General features: G+C 62.5%; 14 protein-coding genes. 6 read left to right on the top strand and 8 right to left on the bottom strand.

Annotated elements, in window-relative coordinates:
- Nucleotides 1–7: 7 nt before the first annotated feature.
- Nucleotides 8–217 carry a SlyX family protein gene (locus tag CO667_RS04640; RefSeq protein ID WP_077977694.1) on the bottom strand — a complete coding sequence of 70 codons (210 nt, stop codon included), beginning with the start codon at nucleotides 215–217 and terminating at the stop codon, nucleotides 8–10.
- Between the two features lie 180 nt (nucleotides 218–397).
- Here CO667_RS04640 and uxaC point away from each other — a divergent pair, with 180 nt between their 5' ends.
- Together uxaC and CO667_RS04650 are read left to right on the top strand one after the other, a co-directional pair.
- Nucleotides 398–1,813 (top strand): glucuronate isomerase, encoded by a 1,416-nt coding sequence (gene uxaC / locus CO667_RS04645; RefSeq protein ID WP_097617265.1) that lies wholly within the window; start codon nucleotides 398–400, stop codon nucleotides 1,811–1,813.
- A complete protein-coding gene (locus CO667_RS04650; protein WP_097617266.1) occupies nucleotides 1,810–3,267 on the top strand; it encodes a mannitol dehydrogenase family protein in 1,458 nt (485 codons plus the stop codon). Before uxaC ends, CO667_RS04650 begins: the two co-directional genes overlap by 4 nt.
- 257 nt (nucleotides 3,268–3,524) lie before the next feature.
- Here the strand turns inward: CO667_RS04650 and CO667_RS04660 are convergent, their stop codons facing one another.
- From CO667_RS04660 to CO667_RS04690, 7 genes are all read right to left on the bottom strand, one after another.
- Nucleotides 3,525–5,975: an FAD-dependent oxidoreductase gene (locus CO667_RS04660; protein ID WP_097617267.1), complete on the bottom strand. Its 2,451-nt coding sequence runs from the start codon at nucleotides 5,973–5,975 to the stop codon at nucleotides 3,525–3,527.
- The gene (locus tag CO667_RS04665) at nucleotides 5,976–6,851 is read right to left on the bottom strand and encodes a phosphotransferase (RefSeq protein ID WP_097617268.1); all 876 of its coding nucleotides are present in this window, start codon (nucleotides 6,849–6,851) and stop codon (nucleotides 5,976–5,978) included. It abuts the gene before it with no gap.
- Nucleotides 6,852–6,915: 64 nt separating this feature from the next.
- The gene (gene ugpC / locus CO667_RS04670) at nucleotides 6,916–7,992 is read right to left on the bottom strand and encodes a sn-glycerol-3-phosphate ABC transporter ATP-binding protein UgpC (RefSeq protein WP_097617269.1); all 1,077 of its coding nucleotides are present in this window, start codon (nucleotides 7,990–7,992) and stop codon (nucleotides 6,916–6,918) included.
- A 25-nt stretch (nucleotides 7,993–8,017) separates the two neighbouring features.
- Nucleotides 8,018–9,091, bottom strand: a complete 1,074-nt coding sequence (locus tag CO667_RS04675) for a Gfo/Idh/MocA family oxidoreductase (RefSeq protein ID WP_097617270.1) — start codon at nucleotides 9,089–9,091, stop codon at nucleotides 8,018–8,020.
- Between the two features lie 23 nt (nucleotides 9,092–9,114).
- Nucleotides 9,115–9,993, bottom strand: a complete 879-nt coding sequence (locus tag CO667_RS04680) for a carbohydrate ABC transporter permease (protein ID WP_179874058.1) — start codon at nucleotides 9,991–9,993, stop codon at nucleotides 9,115–9,117.
- Nucleotide 9,994: 1 nt separating this feature from the next.
- Nucleotides 9,995–10,954 (bottom strand): sugar ABC transporter permease, encoded by a 960-nt coding sequence (locus CO667_RS04685; protein ID WP_179874056.1) that lies wholly within the window; start codon nucleotides 10,952–10,954, stop codon nucleotides 9,995–9,997.
- 6 nt (nucleotides 10,955–10,960) lie between these two features.
- Complete coding sequence (locus CO667_RS04690; protein WP_097617272.1) at nucleotides 10,961–12,247, bottom strand: ABC transporter substrate-binding protein; 1,287 nt, start codon at nucleotides 12,245–12,247, stop codon at nucleotides 10,961–10,963.
- 265 nt (nucleotides 12,248–12,512) lie between these two features.
- On the opposite strand from CO667_RS04690, the gene CO667_RS04695 reads away from it, so the two are divergent.
- From CO667_RS04695 to CO667_RS04710, 4 genes are all read left to right on the top strand, one after another.
- Nucleotides 12,513–13,190, top strand: a complete 678-nt coding sequence (locus CO667_RS04695; protein ID WP_097617321.1) for a TetR/AcrR family transcriptional regulator — start codon at nucleotides 12,513–12,515, stop codon at nucleotides 13,188–13,190.
- A 170-nt stretch (nucleotides 13,191–13,360) separates the two neighbouring features.
- On the top strand, nucleotides 13,361–14,509 hold the full coding sequence (locus tag CO667_RS04700; RefSeq protein ID WP_097617273.1) for a Gfo/Idh/MocA family oxidoreductase: 1,149 nt from the start codon (nucleotides 13,361–13,363) through the stop codon (nucleotides 14,507–14,509).
- Between the two features lie 3 nt (nucleotides 14,510–14,512).
- Nucleotides 14,513–15,676 (top strand): dihydrodipicolinate synthase family protein, encoded by a 1,164-nt coding sequence (locus CO667_RS04705; protein WP_097617274.1) that lies wholly within the window; start codon nucleotides 14,513–14,515, stop codon nucleotides 15,674–15,676.
- Between the two features lie 30 nt (nucleotides 15,677–15,706).
- Nucleotides 15,707–16,537 (top strand): sugar phosphate isomerase/epimerase family protein, encoded by an 831-nt coding sequence (locus tag CO667_RS04710; protein WP_097617275.1) that lies wholly within the window; start codon nucleotides 15,707–15,709, stop codon nucleotides 16,535–16,537.
- Nucleotides 16,538–16,548: the final 11 nt, after the last annotated feature.

Consider the following 16,548-nt stretch of genomic DNA (forward strand, 5'->3'; position numbering starts at 1 on the left):
CGTGCCGTCAATAATGCGGCGGGCGGGTGATCGCGGGCGCGTCCAGCGACTGCTCCTCCAGCGACAGAAAACGTTCGGTCAGCCGGTCGAGCTTGGTGCGCATCTGCTCCACCGTCTTCCATTGCTCGGCAAGCTGATCGGAAAGCTCTTCGATCGTCTTTGCCTGATGGGCCAGCATTTCCTCCAGCCGGGTGATGCGGTTCGTCTCGTCGGACATCGATCCTCCTTTGCCGAAACCGGCAGAACAGATGGTTCCCCCAAAGCGGAAATAGGTCATCTCGTCAATGCTTTCGATGGCGGGGACGGCCGTGTGCAAAACTGAACCGTTTGGTTACTAAAAGACCTTGCCGCGCCTGATGTTGTGGAGTAGGGCCTTATCCATCAGGGAGGAATACTGATGGATGTAGGAAACGGCTTTCTTCATCCGGACCGGCTCTTTCCGGCCGATCCGGCAACACGGACCATCGCGCGCGACCTCTACGAGACAGTGCGCAATCTTCCGATCGTCAGCCCGCACGGGCACACCGAACCCTCCTGGTTCGCCGATGACAAGCCCTTCGAAGACGCGGCCTCGCTGCTGGTCATTCCCGATCACTACCTCTTCCGGATGCTGCACAGCGTCGGCGTCACATTGGACGAGCTCGGCGTGCCCAGGCTCGACGGCAAGCCGGTGGCCGAGGGGCGGGCGATCTGGCGGAGCTTTGCCGCGCATTACCATCTCTTCCGCGGGACGCCGTCGAGCCTCTGGGTCGATCATGCGATGTCGGCGGTGCTCGGCTGCACCGAGCCGCTGACGCCAGACAATGCCGATGCGCTCTACGACCATATCAACGCTCAGCTTGCCCGTCCCGAATTCCGCCCGCGGGCGCTGCATCAGCGATTCGGCATCGAAACGATCGCGACGACCGAGGGCGCGCTCGATCCGCTGGTCCATCACCAGAAGATGGCGGCCGACGGCTGGATCGGCAAGGTGCGCACCACCTACCGGCCGGATAGTGTCACCGATCCGGACGCCGTCGGCTTCCGCGACAATCTCGTCAAGTTCGGGGAGATCACCGGCGCCGACGTCACGCGCTGGGACGGCTTGATCGAGGCGCATCGGCGCCGGCGCGCCTTCTTCCGCCAGTTCGGCGCCACCGCGACCGATCACGGCGTGCCCACCGCCTTCACCGCAGATCTGCCGCTTGCAGAAAAACAGGCGCTGCTCGACAGGGCGCTGAAGGGACCGCTTTCGGCTGCCGACGCGGAGCTTTTCCGCGGCCAGATGATGACCGAGATGGCCGGGCTTTCGGCCGAAGACGGCATGGTGATGCAAATTCACGCCGGCTCACGACGCAATACCGACAGCGGGCTGTTTGCGACGCGCGGCCCCAATATGGGCGCCGATATCCCGACCCGCACCGATTGGGTCGGCGGCCTGAATGCGCTGCTTTCCAAGTACGGCCATGCGCCGGGGCTCAAGGTGCTGCTCTTCACCCTCGACGAGACGACCTATGCGCGCGAGATGGCGCCGATGGTCGGCCATTGGCCCTGCCTGATGATCGGCCCGCCCTGGTGGTTCCACGACAGCCCGCTCGGCATTCGCCGCTATCTCGACCAGGTGGTGGAAACGGCGGGCTTCGCCAATATGGCGGGCTTCAACGACGATACGCGGGCGCTGCTTTCGATCCCGGCGCGCCATGACGTTTGGCGCCGCGAAGTCTGCCGCTTCCTGGCGCAGCTCGCCGCCGAGCACCGGATTTCCAAGAAGGACGCCGAGATCGTCGCGCGCGAACTCTCCTATGACAATGCGAAGAAGGCCTACAAGCTGTGAGCGATAGACTACAAAACCTGACCGGCCTTGCGCCGACGGCGAAGCTTCCCGCCTATGACAGGAATGCGCTGAAGGCCGGCATCCTGCATCTCGGCCCGGGCGCTTTCTTCCGCGCCCATTTCGCACCCTTCACGGACGGCGCGCTCGCGGCCGCGGGCGGCGACTGGGGCATCGAAGTGGCAAGCCTGCGCACGCCCGATGTCGCCGACAATCTCTCCGCCCAGAACGGCCTCTATACGACGCTGATCCGCGATACCTCAGGCACGACGGCCGAGGTGGTCGGCTCGATCCTGAAGGCGCATGTGGCGCCGCGCGATCCGGCCGGCCTGCTGGCGCGGCTCGAAGACCCCGATATCCGCATCGTCAGCATGACGGTGACGGAAAAGGCCTATGGTTTCGATCCCGCAACCGGTGGCCTCGACCTGAAACACCCCGATATCGTCGCCGACCTTGCCAACCGGCATGCGCCGCGCGGCGTCATCGGTTATCTCGTCGAAGGCCTTGCCCGCCGCCGGCAGAAGGGTATCGCGCCGTTTACGCCGCTCAGCTGCGACAACCTGCCGAGCAACGGCGCCGTGCTGAAGCGCCTGGTGCTGGAATTCACCTCCCGTATAGATCCCGACCTGCATCGCTGGATCGAGGCGAATGTCCCCTTCCCGTCGACGATGGTCGACCGCATCACACCGGCCAGCACCGAAGCGACCTATGCCGATGCCGAGCGGCTGACGGGGCGCACGGATATGGCGGCGATCGAGACCGAGCCCTTTACGCAATGGGTCATCGAAGACCATTTCGCCAATGGCCGGCCGGCCTGGGAAAAGGTGCGCGGCGCGCTGATGGTCGAGGAGGTCTCGGCCTATGAGAAGATGAAGCTGCGAATGCTGAACGGCGCGCATTCGCTGCTCGCCTATCTCGGTTATATCGGCGGCTATGAATTCATCCGCGACGTGATGAACGATGCGGGCCTGGCGGCCCTTGCCTACCGCCACATGCATGCGGCCGCCAGAACGCTCGACGCTGTGCCCGGCATCGATCTCGATGCCTACGCCAAAGAATTGATAGCACGCTTTGCAAACAAGGCGATCGCCCATCGCACCTATCAGATCGCCATGGACGGCACGCAGAAACTGCCGCAGCGGCTGCTGGAGCCGGCATGCGAGGCGCTGGCGCATGGCGACCGGGCCGAGACCTATGCGATCGCCGTTGCGGCGTGGATGCGCTATGCGCTCGGCGAGCACGGCAACGGCGAACGCTTCGAGCTGCGCGACCCCCGCGCCGGCGAAATCGCCGCCCTCATCGCCGATGTTCCCCGCACCGGCCCGGCGATTTCGGCGGCGCTCTTCACCCTTCCCGGCCTTTTCCCGACGGCTTTGACGGGACATCGGGCGTGGACGCAGGATGTGTCGGACAAGCTGGAGATCCTGATCCAGGACGATCGGCTGCCGTTGTTTTGAGGCTTGGGGCCTTTCCGAGCTAGACTCTGCTTCGGCTGGGAGTGATGAGGCGAGGGTGTGCCGTGGTCGCCCCCTCTCCTCCGTCATCCCTGTGCTCGTCACAGGGATCCAGTGCGCCCAAGTCCTTGGGCGCGGAGAGCTCTATTTAGGTCGTAAGGGAGTCACTCACCGCGCAGAGGCGCGGTGGCTGGATTCCTGTGACGGGCACAGGAATGAGGGAGTTCGGGGTCGCTCTCTCTTTTCAGCCATACCGGAATTCAGGCCTTCACCCGCGCCATATCGGGATCGTAGAGCGGCGACAGCGATACCTTGCAGGGGATGCGTTCCCGCGCGACGTCAAGCTCATAGGTGCCGGAGAGGACGAAATCCTCGGTCACGCCGTCGGCATTGCGGACGTAGCCGTAGCCGATCGGCTTGCCCAGCGTATAACCGAAGCCGCCGCTCGACAGCCAGCCGACGCGCTTGCCGTCGCGATAGATCGTTTCGCGGCCGAGCAGCACCGCATCGGCATCCTCCGGAATGAAGCAGGCGAGGCGCTTCTTCACGCCGCCCGAAAGCTGCCGTTCGATCGCTTCGCGGCCACGGAAAGGAATGTTCTTGCGCATCTTCACCGCCCAGCCGAGGCCGGCTTCGACAGGCGTATGGTCGGGACCGATATCCGATCCCCAGGCGCGATAGCCCTTTTCCAGGCGGCAGCTCTCGATGGCGCGGTAGCCGGCATTGACGAGGCCGAGCTCGCCGCCTGATGCCATCAGCACGTCATAGACCGTGGTGGCATATTCGATCGGAATATGCAGCTCGTAACCAAGCTCGCCGACATAGGTGATACGCAGCGCCCGCACCGGGCAACCCGATATGCCGATGGTTCTGACCTGGCCGAAGGGGAAGGCCGCATTCGAGACGTCGCTGCCCGTCACCTTTTCCAGCACGGCGCGCGCATTCGGTCCCATCAGCGACAGCACGGAATAGGCGGATGTGACATCGACCAATTCGGCATGCATCTCCGCCGGTATATTGCGGGCGATCCAGTCGAAGTCATGGGTGGCGAAACCGGTGCCGGTGACGATGTAATATTCGTTCTCGGCGATCCGGGCGACCGTCACGTCGCATTCGATGCCGCCCTTGTCGTTCAGCATCTGCGTGTAGATGAGCGAGCCCACCGGCCTGGCGACATCGTTGGAAGCGATCCAGGAAAGGGCCGCCTCGGCATCCCTGCCCTTCAGCACGAATTTGGCAAAGGAGGTCTGGTCGAAGATGACGGCCGCCTCGCGCACCGCCTTGTGCTCGCGGCCAACGGCGTCGAACCAGTTCTGTCTGGTGTAGCTGTAGACATCCCTAGGCTCCTCGTTGGCGAAGAGATCGGCAAACCAGTTCGGCCGCTCCCAGCCGAGCTTCTCGCCGAAGCAGGCGCCTTGCGCCTTCAGCCGGTCATAGAGCGGCGACTTACGGCAGGGGCGGCCGCTCGAATGCTCCTCGAAGGGCCAGGCCATGGTGTAATGTTTGCCATAGGCTTCGAGCGTGCGGGTGCGCACCCAGTCGGTATCGAAATGCGGACGGCCGAAACGGCGGATATCCACCGGCCAGAGATCATAGGGCGGTTCGCCCTTCGTCACCCATTCGGCAAGCGCCATGCCGCCGCCGCCGGCAGAGGCGATGCCGAAGGCGTTGAAACCAGCGCCGACGAAGAAATTCTTTAGCTCTGGCGCCTCGCCGAGAATGAAGTTGCCATCGGGCGTGAAACTTTCCGGGCCGTTCAGCAACTGCTTGACGCCGACATTTTCCAGCGCCGGGACGCGGCCCAGCGCCTGTTCCATGATCTGCTCGAAATGGTCGAAATTGCTGTCCAGCAGTGTGTAATGGAAACCCTCGGGGATGCCGTCTTTCGCCCAGGGAATCGGGTTCGGCTCATAGCCGCCCATGACGATGCCGCCGACCTCCTCCTTGTAATAGGTCAGGCGATCGGGATCGCGCAGCGTCGGCAGGTTGGAGGGCACGCCGAAGGATTCGGTGATGATGTATTGATGTTCGACCGAGACCAGCGGCACGTTGACACCGAAGCGGGCGGCAAAGGCACGCGTCCATTGGCCGGCGCAGACGACAACGCGCTCGCATTCGATGCGGCCCTCGGCGGTGATGACGGCGCGGATCCGCCCCTTGTCGATTTCAAGGTCGAGAACTTCGGTATCCTCGAAGATCGAGACACCCGACATACGGGCGCCCTTCGCTAACGCCTGGGTAATGTCGGAGGGATTGGCCTGGCCGTCTGTCGGAAGGAAGGCGGCGCCGACGAGATCGTCCACCGTCATCAGCGGCCAGAGATCGAAGGCCTCCTGCGGCGTCAGCAACTGCATTTCGAGGCCGAAGGACTGGGCGGTGGTCGCCTGGCGGCGGACCTCGGTCCAGCGCTCCTCGTTGCAGGCCAGGCGCAGGCCGCCATTCATTTTCCAGCCGGTGCCGAGGCCGGTTTCCTCTTCCAGCCGTTTGTAGAGATCGACGGAATAACCGAGCAGCTGGGTGATGTTGGCGCTGGTGCGCAGCTGGCCGACCAGGCCAGCGGCATGGAAGGTGGTGCCCGAGGTGAGCTTCTTACGTTCGAGCAGCACGGTATCGGTCCAGCCGAGCTTGCCGAGATGATAGGCTGTCGAGCAGCCGATGATGCCGCCGCCGATGACCACGGCTTTCGCCGTCTTCGGTAATTGTCTCGTCATTTATCGATCCTGTTCAAAGGCCTGATAGGCGCGTTCGAAGCGCCCGAGATTTTCGGCCGTATAGGCGGAATAGTCGAAATCGATGGTGGAATGGATTTCTGAAATCATGCTCCAGAGCGTTTCGCGCAGCAGCGAGGCGCATTTCATCGCGGTATAGCGGCGGCGGAGATCATCGGTCAGCGGCCGGTCGAAATAGCTCTCCAGCATCATTTGCTCAGCCGCTTGCGAGAATTCGTTGTTGGAGGCCAATCCGCCGAGATCGAAAAGCGGCGTGTTGAAGCCGGCATAATCCCAGTCGATCAGCCAGAGCCGCTTGCCGTCATCGAGAAAGTTGGCGGCGAGCAGATCGTTGTGACCGAAGGCGATCTCGAAAGGCCCTGCCGCTTCTTCCAGCGTTTCCGCCCTGGTCATCAGCGCCGGCAGCAGCGGCAGATAGGCGCTGTCCGACTCCTTCAGACTGGCGGCGTAATCGCGGATGACGTGGAAGACCCAGAAGATCATCGCCTGACCGCGAAAATGCCGGGCGATGTCACGGTGGCAGGCACGCACCAGCGGCACGACCCGGGCCAGCATATCCGGCGTCCTGATATCCTCCGGCGAAAGCGCCCTCGCCTCGATATAGTCGAGCACCAGCACGCCCGGCGAATGGTGGATGACGGCAGGCGATATGCCTGCTGTATGGGCGGCATAACTTGCGGCAAGCTCGTTCTGCCTGTTGATGTGATGGATCGGGATATCGGTGCCGAGTCTCACCACGCAGCGCGCGACGGCATCGCTGACCAGATAGTTCCGATTGGTGATGCCGCCTGCTATCGGCGAAATGTCGATCGGGCCCTGCCAGATGCCGAGCGCATGAATCCTATCCTCAGGCGTCATGCTTATTCCCCTTCAGCCCCTTCCGAAAGGATGAGGCAGAGGAGGATCTGATGTCAAGCAGCGCTTAGATCGTCTTGCCCGAGGCATCGAAGACGTGGCAGCGGACCGGATCGAAGAAAGTCGTGACGTTGGTGCCACGCTCGACCTTCTGCTGGCCGTCAAGCGCGATGGTCAGGAGCTGGCCATCCGGCGTCGTGGTGTAAAGCATAGTGGCGCCGCCGAGATTTTCGACGAGGTCGACATTGACGGTCGAAAGCGTGATGGCGCCGCCGGCCAGTGAAAGATGCTCGGGGCGGATGCCGAAGGTGACCTCCTGGCCGGCTTCGCCGTTCAGCCGGCGCGGCAGGTGAACGGAATTGCCGCAGACATGGATGCTGGTTTCGGCCTCGCCGACCTGCTCGATGCGCGCCTTCAGGAAATTCATCTTCGGGCTGCCGATGAAGCCGGCGACGAAGCGGTTGGCCGGATTGTTGTAGAGATCCAGCGGCGCGCCGACCTGCTCGATGCGGCCGGAGTTCAACACCACGATCTTGTCTGCCATCGTCATGGCCTCGACCTGGTCGTGGGTGACGTAGATCATGGTGTTGCCGAGCTGCCGGTGCAGGCGGGAGATCTCGACGCGCATCTGCACGCGCAGTTCGGCATCGAGGTTGGACAGCGGCTCGTCGAACAGGAAGATGCGCGGCTCGCGCACGATGGCCCGGCCGATCGCGACACGCTGGCGCTGGCCGCCGGAGAGCGCCTTCGGCTTGCGCTCCAGCAGCTTCTCGATCTGCAGGATCTCGGCGGCGCGTTTGACCTTGGGCTGGATCTCGGCCTTCTTGTAACCCGCCGTCTCCAGGCCGAAGGCGAGGTTCTTGTAGACCGACATATGCGGATAGAGCGCATAGGACTGGAACACCATGGCGATGCCGCGCTTGGCCGGCGCCACCTCGTTCATGCGCTCGCTGTCGAGCAGCAGCGCGCCGCCCGAAATCTCCTCGAGGCCGGCGATCATGCGCAGAAGGGTCGATTTTCCGCAGCCGGAGGGACCGACGAAAACGACGAATTCGCCGGGATCGATCGTCAGGTCGATGCCATGGATCACATCCATCGCGCCGTAGCGCTTCTCGACCTTCTGAAGAACGACACTGGTTGCCATCTTCTCAAAACCCTCTCTTTTGCGGTTACTTCGTTCTTGCGCGCCAATCGGCGTATTTCGGACTGTCGGGACCGACCGGCAGCGGCACTTCGGCACCGCTGTCGGAAGACTGGTAGATGGCGGTCACCAGTTCCAGCGCGCGGCGGGCATCCACCGTCGTCACCGGCAGCGGCCCATGGCCGCTGAGGAAGGCGTGGAACTGGCCCATCTGGGTGGTGAAACGCGGCGCGACCGGCTGCCAGTCGGCAATCACCCGGTCGATCTTCTGCCGCACGTCGTCATTGGCAGCGATGATCTTCCAGGGATCCTTGCCGGGTGTGTAGGGCTCGTGGCTGCTTTCGAAAGTGACATTCTCGAAGTGCAGCCTCAGCCGGCTCAATTGTTCCTGCGAACCAAGCGTGCAGGACAGCGAGACAAAGGCGCCGTTTTCCATCAGCAGGCTGGCGGAGGCGCAATCCTCGACCTCGATATCGTTGACGCGGGTGGCGACACGGCCGAAGACCCTTGCCGCCGGGCCCATCAGATGCATCATCATGTCATGCAGATGCAGCGCATGGGTGACGAGCACACCGCCGAGTTCCGTCGCCCATTTGCCGCGCCAGGGCACGGCGTAATATTCCGGCTTGCGCAGCCAGAAGGTTTCGACCGAGGCCGTATAGGCTTTGCCGGCAATGCCGGCATCGATGATCCGTTTGGCCTTCTGGATACCGTCGCCGTAGCGATATTGGAAAATCGGCATCAGTACGCCCGGGGCCGCTTTTTCCGCTTCCATGATCGTATCGACGCCGGCAAGCGAGCCGGTCAGCGGTTTTTCGCAAACCACATGTTTGCCGGCGGCGAGCGCCGCGACCACCTGTTCGAGATGGATGCCGGGCGGGGTGCAGATATCGATGATGTCGATCGTCTCGTCAGCCAGCAGTTCCGCAAAGGAGGTGGTGCGGCGTTCGATGCCGAACTCGGCGCCGACCGCAGCCAGGCGCTGCTCGTTCAGGTCGCAGATCGCCACGACCTTGAACTTGTCGGAATGCGGCAGATAACCCTCGACGATATGCGAGCGGCCGATGCCGCAGCCGACGATGCCGACCGTCTTCACGCTCATGTCACTCTCTCCCATTGCCGCCGTCAACGCTTCATGCCCGTCGTGGCGATGCCCTCGATCAACAGGCGCTGGAAGAACAGGAAGAAGAAGAACACCGGCACGAGCGTCAGGGTCGACATGGCGAACAGGCCGCCCCAATCCGATGCGCTGGTGGAGTCGACGAAGGTGCGCAGGCCGAGCTGGATCGTATAGGTGTTCATGTCGTTCAGGTAGATCAGCGGACCGAAGAAATCGTCCCAAGTCCAGATGAAGGAGAAGATCGCGGCCGTCGCCAGCACCGGCAGCGACAGCGGCAGCATGATCTTCCAGTAGATGCGCCAGGCGCTGCAGCCATCCATCATCGCCGCCTCGTCGAGTTCGCGCGGGATACCGCGGAAGAATTGCACCATGAGGAAGATGAAGAAGGCGTCACTTGCCAGGAACTTCGGCACGACAAGCGGCAGGATGGTGTTCACCCAGCCGAGATCGAGGAAGAGCACATATTGCGGGATCAGCGTCACGTGGTAGGGGATCATCAACGTGCCGAGCATGATCGCGAACCAGAAGTTCCGGCCGGCAAAGCGCAGCCGCGCAAAGGCGTAGGCCGTCAGCGAACAGGCGATCACATTGCCCGTCACCACCAGCAGCGAGATGACGAGCGAATTCCAGAAGAACCGGCCGAAGCTGATATCGAGGCCATTCCAACCGCGCGCATAGGAGGAGACATCGATCGACGACGGGATCAGCGAGGTCGACGAAAAGATCTCGTTTTCCGGCCTGACCGATGCCGAAACCATCCACAACAGCGGATAGAGCATGAGAAGCGAAGCGGCGATCAGCAGGGCGTGGATGACGAGCGACGCCGGCAGGCTGCGTTTGGTGATATCGGATGGCGGCCTCGCCGCAGTGACGGAAGCGGTCATCTCAGTCATCGTAGTGCACCCAATAACGCGAGGTCAGGAAGGAGAAGGCAGTGAAGATCGCAATGATCACCACCAGGATCCAGGCGAGCGCCGAAGCATAGCCCATGCGGAAATTGCCGAAGGCTTCCTGATAGAGGTAGAGCGTGTAAAAGAGCGTCGAGTTGATCGGACCGCCCGTGCCGCCCGATATGATGAAGGCGGGCGTGAAGGCCTTGAAGGCCTCGATCGTCTGGACGACGGCGTTAAAGAAAATCACCGGCGTCAGAAGCGGAAGGGTGATCTTGTAGAATTGCCGGAATTTCGAGGCGCCGTCGAGGCTGGCGGCCTCATACATATCCTGCGGAATCTGGCGCAGGCCGGCCAGGAAAATAATCATCGGCGAGCCGAACTGCCAGACGGACAGCGCCACCAGCGTGTAAATCGAATAGCTCGGATGCGAGATCCAGCTCGGACCTTCGATGCCGAAATGCGAGAGCGCGGCATTGACGAGGCCATCGCTGGCGAAAAGCTGCCGCCAGAGCACGGCGATCGCCACGCTGCCGCCCAGCAACGAGGGGAGATAAAAGATGGCGCGATAGATCGGCAGCCCACGCAGGCCGCGATTCAAAGCCATGGCGACCAGCAAGGCGAAGGTCAGTTTGAACGGCACCGAGAAGACCACGTAGGTCAGGGTGACGTGCATGGCGGCCGAGAATTTCGGATCCGCCGTGGCGATGCGCACGTAATTCGCGGTCCCCACCCACCTCGGCGACTGCAGCATGTCGAAGTCGGTGAAGGAGAGATAGAGCGAAATCAGGGCCGGCCCGAGCGTCAGCCCGAAAAAGCCGACGAGCCATGGCAGAAGGAAGAGATAGCCGGGAGCATTGGCATTCCAGAGACGCCGGAAGCGCCCTTCGGCCACGGCCCCCTGATATCTTTCCACGGATATGGCCCCTGCGGGCGTGCGCATCGCATTGCTCATACGGGATCAGCCTCGTGCGAGAATTCGCGTGATTTCGTCGACAAGCTGCTTGCCGCCATCGGAGGGAGACAGCTGTCCGAAGGCCACTTGCTCGGCGATGTTGCGCAGAATAAGCGTGCCTTCGCCTGCGCCGGTCGGCGGCGGGGGCGGCAGCGGGCCGGCGAGATCACCGAGGCCGGCGACATAGTCGAGCGGAACCTTGCCGATTTCGTCGAGTTTGGTGGCGACGACATCACGCATTGCCTTCGATTCCGGAATGCCGCGCTCGACGTCGAGGATCACCGCGGCATCCGGATTCTTGACGAAGAAGTTGACGTAGTCGACCGCCTGATCCATCACCTTCGACTGCGCCGAGACGGAGAAGAACATCGATGGCTTGCGGTAATGGCCGCCCTTCGAGTCCGGCGTGATGCGCATGTAGTTGGTCAGGGCCAGCCTGTCCTTGACCATGGCCTGGTAGCCGACGAACTGGTTGCTGTGTGCATAATCGCAGGCAGCCTTACCAAGCGTAAGCGGGCTGGTATCGATCGTGTCTTTATACAGAGCCTGGATATCAGGTGTGACGCAAGCTCCGGCTGCGCGGAACTTAGCCCACATATCGAACCATTCAGAGGCTTCTTCAGGACCGAAAGCGATCTTCGAGTCCGCCGTATAGAGCGCCTTGCCGCGTTGGCGGAGGTAGTTTTCAAGAGCCGGTTCGACACCGCTGCCGTCGGCAAAGCCGAAGTAGCCCTTGCGCTTACCGGCCTTGGTCATCTCGGCGCCGATCTTGCCGAATTCTTCCCAGGTCGTCTTCTGCGTCGGCATATCGATGCCGGCTTCCTTGAAGGCGGCGGCGTTCAACACGGTTGCGGCCGAGTTGGCGCCGAGACTGACACCATAGAGATGGCCATCGACCTTGCCGCCTTCGATCTGCGCAGGATCGAAATCCTCGAGCTGCAGCTTCGACGGCATGTAGGATTCCAGCGGAGCGAGGGCGCCGCGCCGAGCATATTCGACGATATAGCGGTAGTCCATCTGGATGATGTCGGGAGCGTTGCGGCCGGCGACCTGGGTCGCAAGTCGTGGCCAGTAATCGGCCCATCCGAGAAACTCGCCGGTGATGGCAGTGCCGGCATTCTTCGCCTTGTAGAGTTCCGACACCTTGTTGGTGCGGTCGGCGCGCGGCTGCGAACCCCACCACAGGAGACGCAGGCGCGTTTCCTGTGCCATGGCGCTGCTTCCGAGGGCCGCGAGCGACAGAAGCGTGGCGCCTCCCGCAACGAAATTACGTCTGCTTACACGTAGAGTCATTTTTTCCTCCTCCAAAGGGAAGCGCCTCCACACGCTTCCGACCAGTTACCCTTGCATAAATAACTAATTGGTTACAAGCTACGAGCAAAGCGGCAAGCGTGTCAAGCGGTGTCGGCCAGAGCAGGGTGCCGAAAAGTGCGAGCGGCTTTCGAACGGCATCATGCTCTCACTATTCACACTGGAACAGGACCGCGCTTCTGAATTCGGTTTTTACAATTTCGCACTGAAGGCTTATGAGCGCAACAAGCGAGAGGGAGGTGGAGAGATGAACGACAGCGGCGAGCATGGGGAGAAAAAAAGATCTCGGCGCCCATCTCAGGAACGGACGGCCCAGCGCGATCCGGAGCGGACACGCGCCGCAATCCTTGAAGCGGCCACCCGGGAATTCGCCGAAAACGGCATGGGCGGGGCCCGCGTCGACGCCATCGCCGAGCGTGCCGGCACCAACAAGCGCATGCTCTACCATTATTTCGGCGACAAGGAGCAGCTCTATCTCCGCGTGCTCGAAGAAGCCTATGTCGGCATCCGCACCGCCGAGCGCGCGCTCCACATCGGCGACCGCAGCCCGGAGGAGGGCATCGGGGAACTCGCGCTCTTCACCTGGCGCTATTTTCTCCAGCACCCGGAATTCCTCAGCCTGCTCGGCACGGAAAACCTGCATCGGGCCCGGTGGCTGCGCCAATCCGTGCGGCTCAAGGAGCTGCATTCGCATCTGATCGGCGAGCTGACCGATGTGCTCGAGCAGGGAAAGAAGCAGGGCGTCTTCATCGAGACCGCCGATCCCCTGCATGTCTACCTGACGATCGCCTCGCTCGGTTATTTCTACCTTTCCAACCAGTACACGCTTTCGACGATCTTCGGCCGCGACCTGATCGAGCCGACCCATCTCAATGCCTGGGAAAAGCATATCGTCCACGTCACGCTGACCTCGATCAAGCGCTAGATGTGAGCCTTCTGCAGCCTGACCCGGAAAGGCTCTGATCCTGAAAGTCGGATTCGACTCTTGACAGCGGCGCCGCTCTTCTGCCATCAAGTAACTGTTTAGTTACCGGCTTGGGAGGGCCGGGCCAGGACGCCCGCTCCCCGCCGCAAAGATTCCAGGGAGGAAAAAAAATGGCACGCTTGGGGATCATCTTGCACGGCGTTACCGGCCGCATGGGTTACAATCAGCACCTGGTGCGTTCGATCCTCGCCTTCCGCGACCAGGGCGGCATCACGCTGCAATCGGGCGAAAAACTCGAGATCGACCCGATCATCGTCGGCCGCAACGGCGCCAAGATGGAAGAGCTGGCGAAGAAGCACGGCATCAAGCGCTGGTCGACCGATCTGAATGCCGCGCTCGCCAATCCCGACGACACGATCTTCTTCGACGCCGGCACGACGCTGATGCGCGCCGAGCTGCTGTCCAAGGCGCTCGATGCCGGCAAACATGTCTATTGCGAAAAGCCGATCTCCGACGACCTGCAGGTGGCGATCGATCTCGCCCGCAAGGCGCGGCGCTCCGGGCTCAAGCACGGCGTCGTGCAGGACAAGCTCTTCCTGCCCGGCCTGCGCAAGCTGGCGCTGCTCAAGGATTCCGGGTTCTTCGGCAAGATCCTCTCGGTGCGCGGCGAATTCGGCTACTGGGTTTTCGAAGGTGATTGGGGCGTGCCCGCCCAGCGCCCCTCCTGGAATTACCGCAAGGGCGACGGCGGCGGCATCATCCTCGATATGCTCTGCCACTGGCGCTACGTGCTCGACAATCTGTTCGGTGAAGTCAAAGCCGTTTCCTGCCTCGGCGCCACGCATATTCCGCGCCGCATCGACGAGCAGGGCAAGCCTTATGATTGCGACACCGATGACGCGGCCTATGCGACCTTCGAGCTCGACGGCGGCGCGATCGCGCAGATCAACTCCTCCTGGGCTGTGCGCGTGCGCCGTGACGACCTCGTGACCTTCCAGGTCGACGGCACGCATGGTTCGGCCGTCGCCGGCCTGACGAAATGCTGGAGCCAGCACCGCGTCAACACGCCGAAGCCGGTCTGGAACCCCGACCAGCCGCAGACGATCGACTTCTACAAGACCTGGGACGAGGTTCCGGACACGCAGGCCTTCGACAACGGTTTCAAGGCGCAGTGGGAAATGTTCATTCGCCATGTCGTCGAAGATGCGCCCTGGCCCTATGGGCTGGAAGCCGGCGCCAAGGGCGTACAGCTGGCCGAACTCGGGCTGAAATCCTGGGCCGAACGCCGCTGGCTCGATGTTCCGGCACTGGAGTTCTGAGCCGTGACGACGATCAATCTCCCCCTCGACGGCAAGATCGTCCCCTATACGCTGACCGGCACGCCGATCGAGCTGAAGAAGCGCGACGCCAAAAGCTTCCCGCGCATCGCCTTTGCCGCCGCCCATGTGGTCGCCGATCCGCTCGCCGACAACGATCCCTGGCTGACGCCGGCGATCGACTGGGAGCGCACACTTGCCTTCCGCCACCGGCTCTGGGATCTCGGCCTCGGCGTCGCCGAAGCGATGGATACGGCTCAGCGCGGCATGGGCCTCGGCTGGCCGGAAGCGCGCGACCTGATCCGCCGGGCGCTCAGCGAAGCGGCCGGCCGCAAGGATGCGCTGATCGCCTGCGGCGCCGGCACCGATCATCTGACACCGGGACCCGACGTCACGATCGATACGATCCTCAGGGCCTATGAGGAGCAGATCGAAACGGTGGAGGCGGCCGGCGGCCGCATCATCCTGATGGCCAGCCGGGCGCTTGCCGTCGCGGCAAAAGGGCCGGACGATTATGTCAGGGTCTATGACCGCATCCTTCGCCAGGTCAGGGAACCTGTCATCATCCACTGGCTGGGCGAAATGTTCGATCCGGCGCTTGAGGGATATTGGGGCAATGGCGATCACCTGAAAGCCATGGACACCTGCCTTGAGGTGATCGAAGCCAATGCCTCCAAGGTCGACGGCATCAAGATCTCGCTGCTTTCCAAGGAGAAGGAAGTGACCATGCGCCGGCAACTGCCGAAGAGCGTGCGCATGTATACCGGCGACGACTTCAACTATGCCGAACTGATCGCCGGCGACGAACAGGGTCATTCGGACGCCCTGCTCGGCATTTTCGATGCGATCGCCCCGGCAGCGTCCGCAGCACTCGACGCGCTCGGCCGCAAGAGCAATCACGAATTCTTCGACCTGCTCGAGCCGACCGTGCCGCTGTCGCGCCACATCTTCAAGGCGCCGACCCGCTTCTACAAGACAGGCGTCGTCTTCCTCGCCTATCTCAACGGCCTGCAGGATCATTTCACCATGGTCGGCGGCCAGCAGAGCACCCGCTCATTGACGCATCTGGCCGAACTCTTCCGCCTGGCCGACAAGGCGCGAGTGCTGGCCGATCCGGAACTTGCAGCGGCGCGCATGCGCCAAGTGCTTGCCGTCCACGGCGTTCACTGATCGCCAGCATGGCAATAGGAGGAGAATGACATGCAGGTCGAAGGGCTTTCGATCAATCTGGCGACGATCCGCGAGCAATGCGGCTTTGCCGAGGCCGTCGATATCTGCCTGAAACACGGCATCACCGCGATCGCGCCTTGGCGCGACCAGGTCGCCAAGGTCGGTCTCGACGAGGCGGTGCGAATCGTCAAATCGAACGGCATCAAGCTGACCGGACTTTGCCGCGGCGGCTTCTTTCCGGCGGCGAACGATGCCGACTGGCAGAAAAACCTCGACGACAACAGGCGTGCGATCGATGAGGCGGCAGCCTTCGCAGCCGATTGCCTGGTGCTCGTCGTCGGCGGCCTGCCGAGCAGCTCGAAGGATATTGTCGCGGCACGGCAGATGGTGTTCGACGGCATTGCCGCCGTGCTGCCGCATGCGCAGGCAGCCGGCGTCAAGCTCGCCATCGAGCCGCTGCATCCGATGTATGCCGCCGACCGGGCCTGCGTGAACACACTCGGCCAGGCGCTCGACATGTGCGAGCCGCTCGGCGAGGATGTCGGCGTTGCGATCGACGTCTACCATGTCTGGTGGGATCCCGACCTTGCCAACCAGATCGCCCGCGCCGGACGGATGAAACGCATCTTTGCCCACCACATCTGCGACTGGCTGGTGCCGACCAAGGACATGCTGCTCGACCGCGGCATGATGGGCGATGGCGTCATCGACCTCAAAGGCATAAGACGGATGATCGAGGCTGCCGGCTTCTTCGGCGCACAGGAGGTGGAGATCTTTTCGGCCGAGACCTGGTGGAAACGCCCGGCCGACGAGGTGATCGCCACCTGCGTCGAGCGGTTCCGGAGCTGCTGCCAGATCTGATTTCAATACTT

Source organism: Rhizobium sp. L43, from assembly GCF_002531725.1.
Lineage (GTDB): Bacteria > Pseudomonadota > Alphaproteobacteria > Rhizobiales > Rhizobiaceae > Rhizobium.

Coding starts and splice junctions, on each gene's coding strand:
- CO667_RS04640 (WP_077977694.1), bottom strand. CDS start 217: ATGTCCGACGAGACGAACCGCATCACCCGGCTGGAGGAAATGCTGGCC.
- uxaC (WP_097617265.1), top strand. CDS start 398: ATGGATGTAGGAAACGGCTTTCTTCATCCGGACCGGCTCTTTCCGGCC.
- CO667_RS04660 (WP_097617267.1), bottom strand. CDS start 5,975: ATGACGAGACAATTACCGAAGACGGCGAAAGCCGTGGTCATCGGCGGC.
- CO667_RS04665 (WP_097617268.1), bottom strand. CDS start 6,851: ATGACGCCTGAGGATAGGATTCATGCGCTCGGCATCTGGCAGGGCCCG.
- ugpC (WP_097617269.1), bottom strand. CDS start 7,992: ATGGCAACCAGTGTCGTTCTTCAGAAGGTCGAGAAGCGCTACGGCGCG.
- CO667_RS04675 (WP_097617270.1), bottom strand. CDS start 9,091: ATGAGCGTGAAGACGGTCGGCATCGTCGGCTGCGGCATCGGCCGCTCG.
- CO667_RS04680 (WP_179874058.1), bottom strand. CDS start 9,993: ATGACCGCTTCCGTCACTGCGGCGAGGCCGCCATCCGATATCACCAAA.
- CO667_RS04685 (WP_179874056.1), bottom strand. CDS start 10,954: ATGAGCAATGCGATGCGCACGCCCGCAGGGGCCATATCCGTGGAAAGA.
- CO667_RS04690 (WP_097617272.1), bottom strand. CDS start 12,247: ATGACTCTACGTGTAAGCAGACGTAATTTCGTTGCGGGAGGCGCCACG.
- CO667_RS04695 (WP_097617321.1), top strand. CDS start 12,513: ATGAACGACAGCGGCGAGCATGGGGAGAAAAAAAGATCTCGGCGCCCA.
- CO667_RS04700 (WP_097617273.1), top strand. CDS start 13,361: ATGGCACGCTTGGGGATCATCTTGCACGGCGTTACCGGCCGCATGGGT.
- CO667_RS04710 (WP_097617275.1), top strand. CDS start 15,707: ATGCAGGTCGAAGGGCTTTCGATCAATCTGGCGACGATCCGCGAGCAA.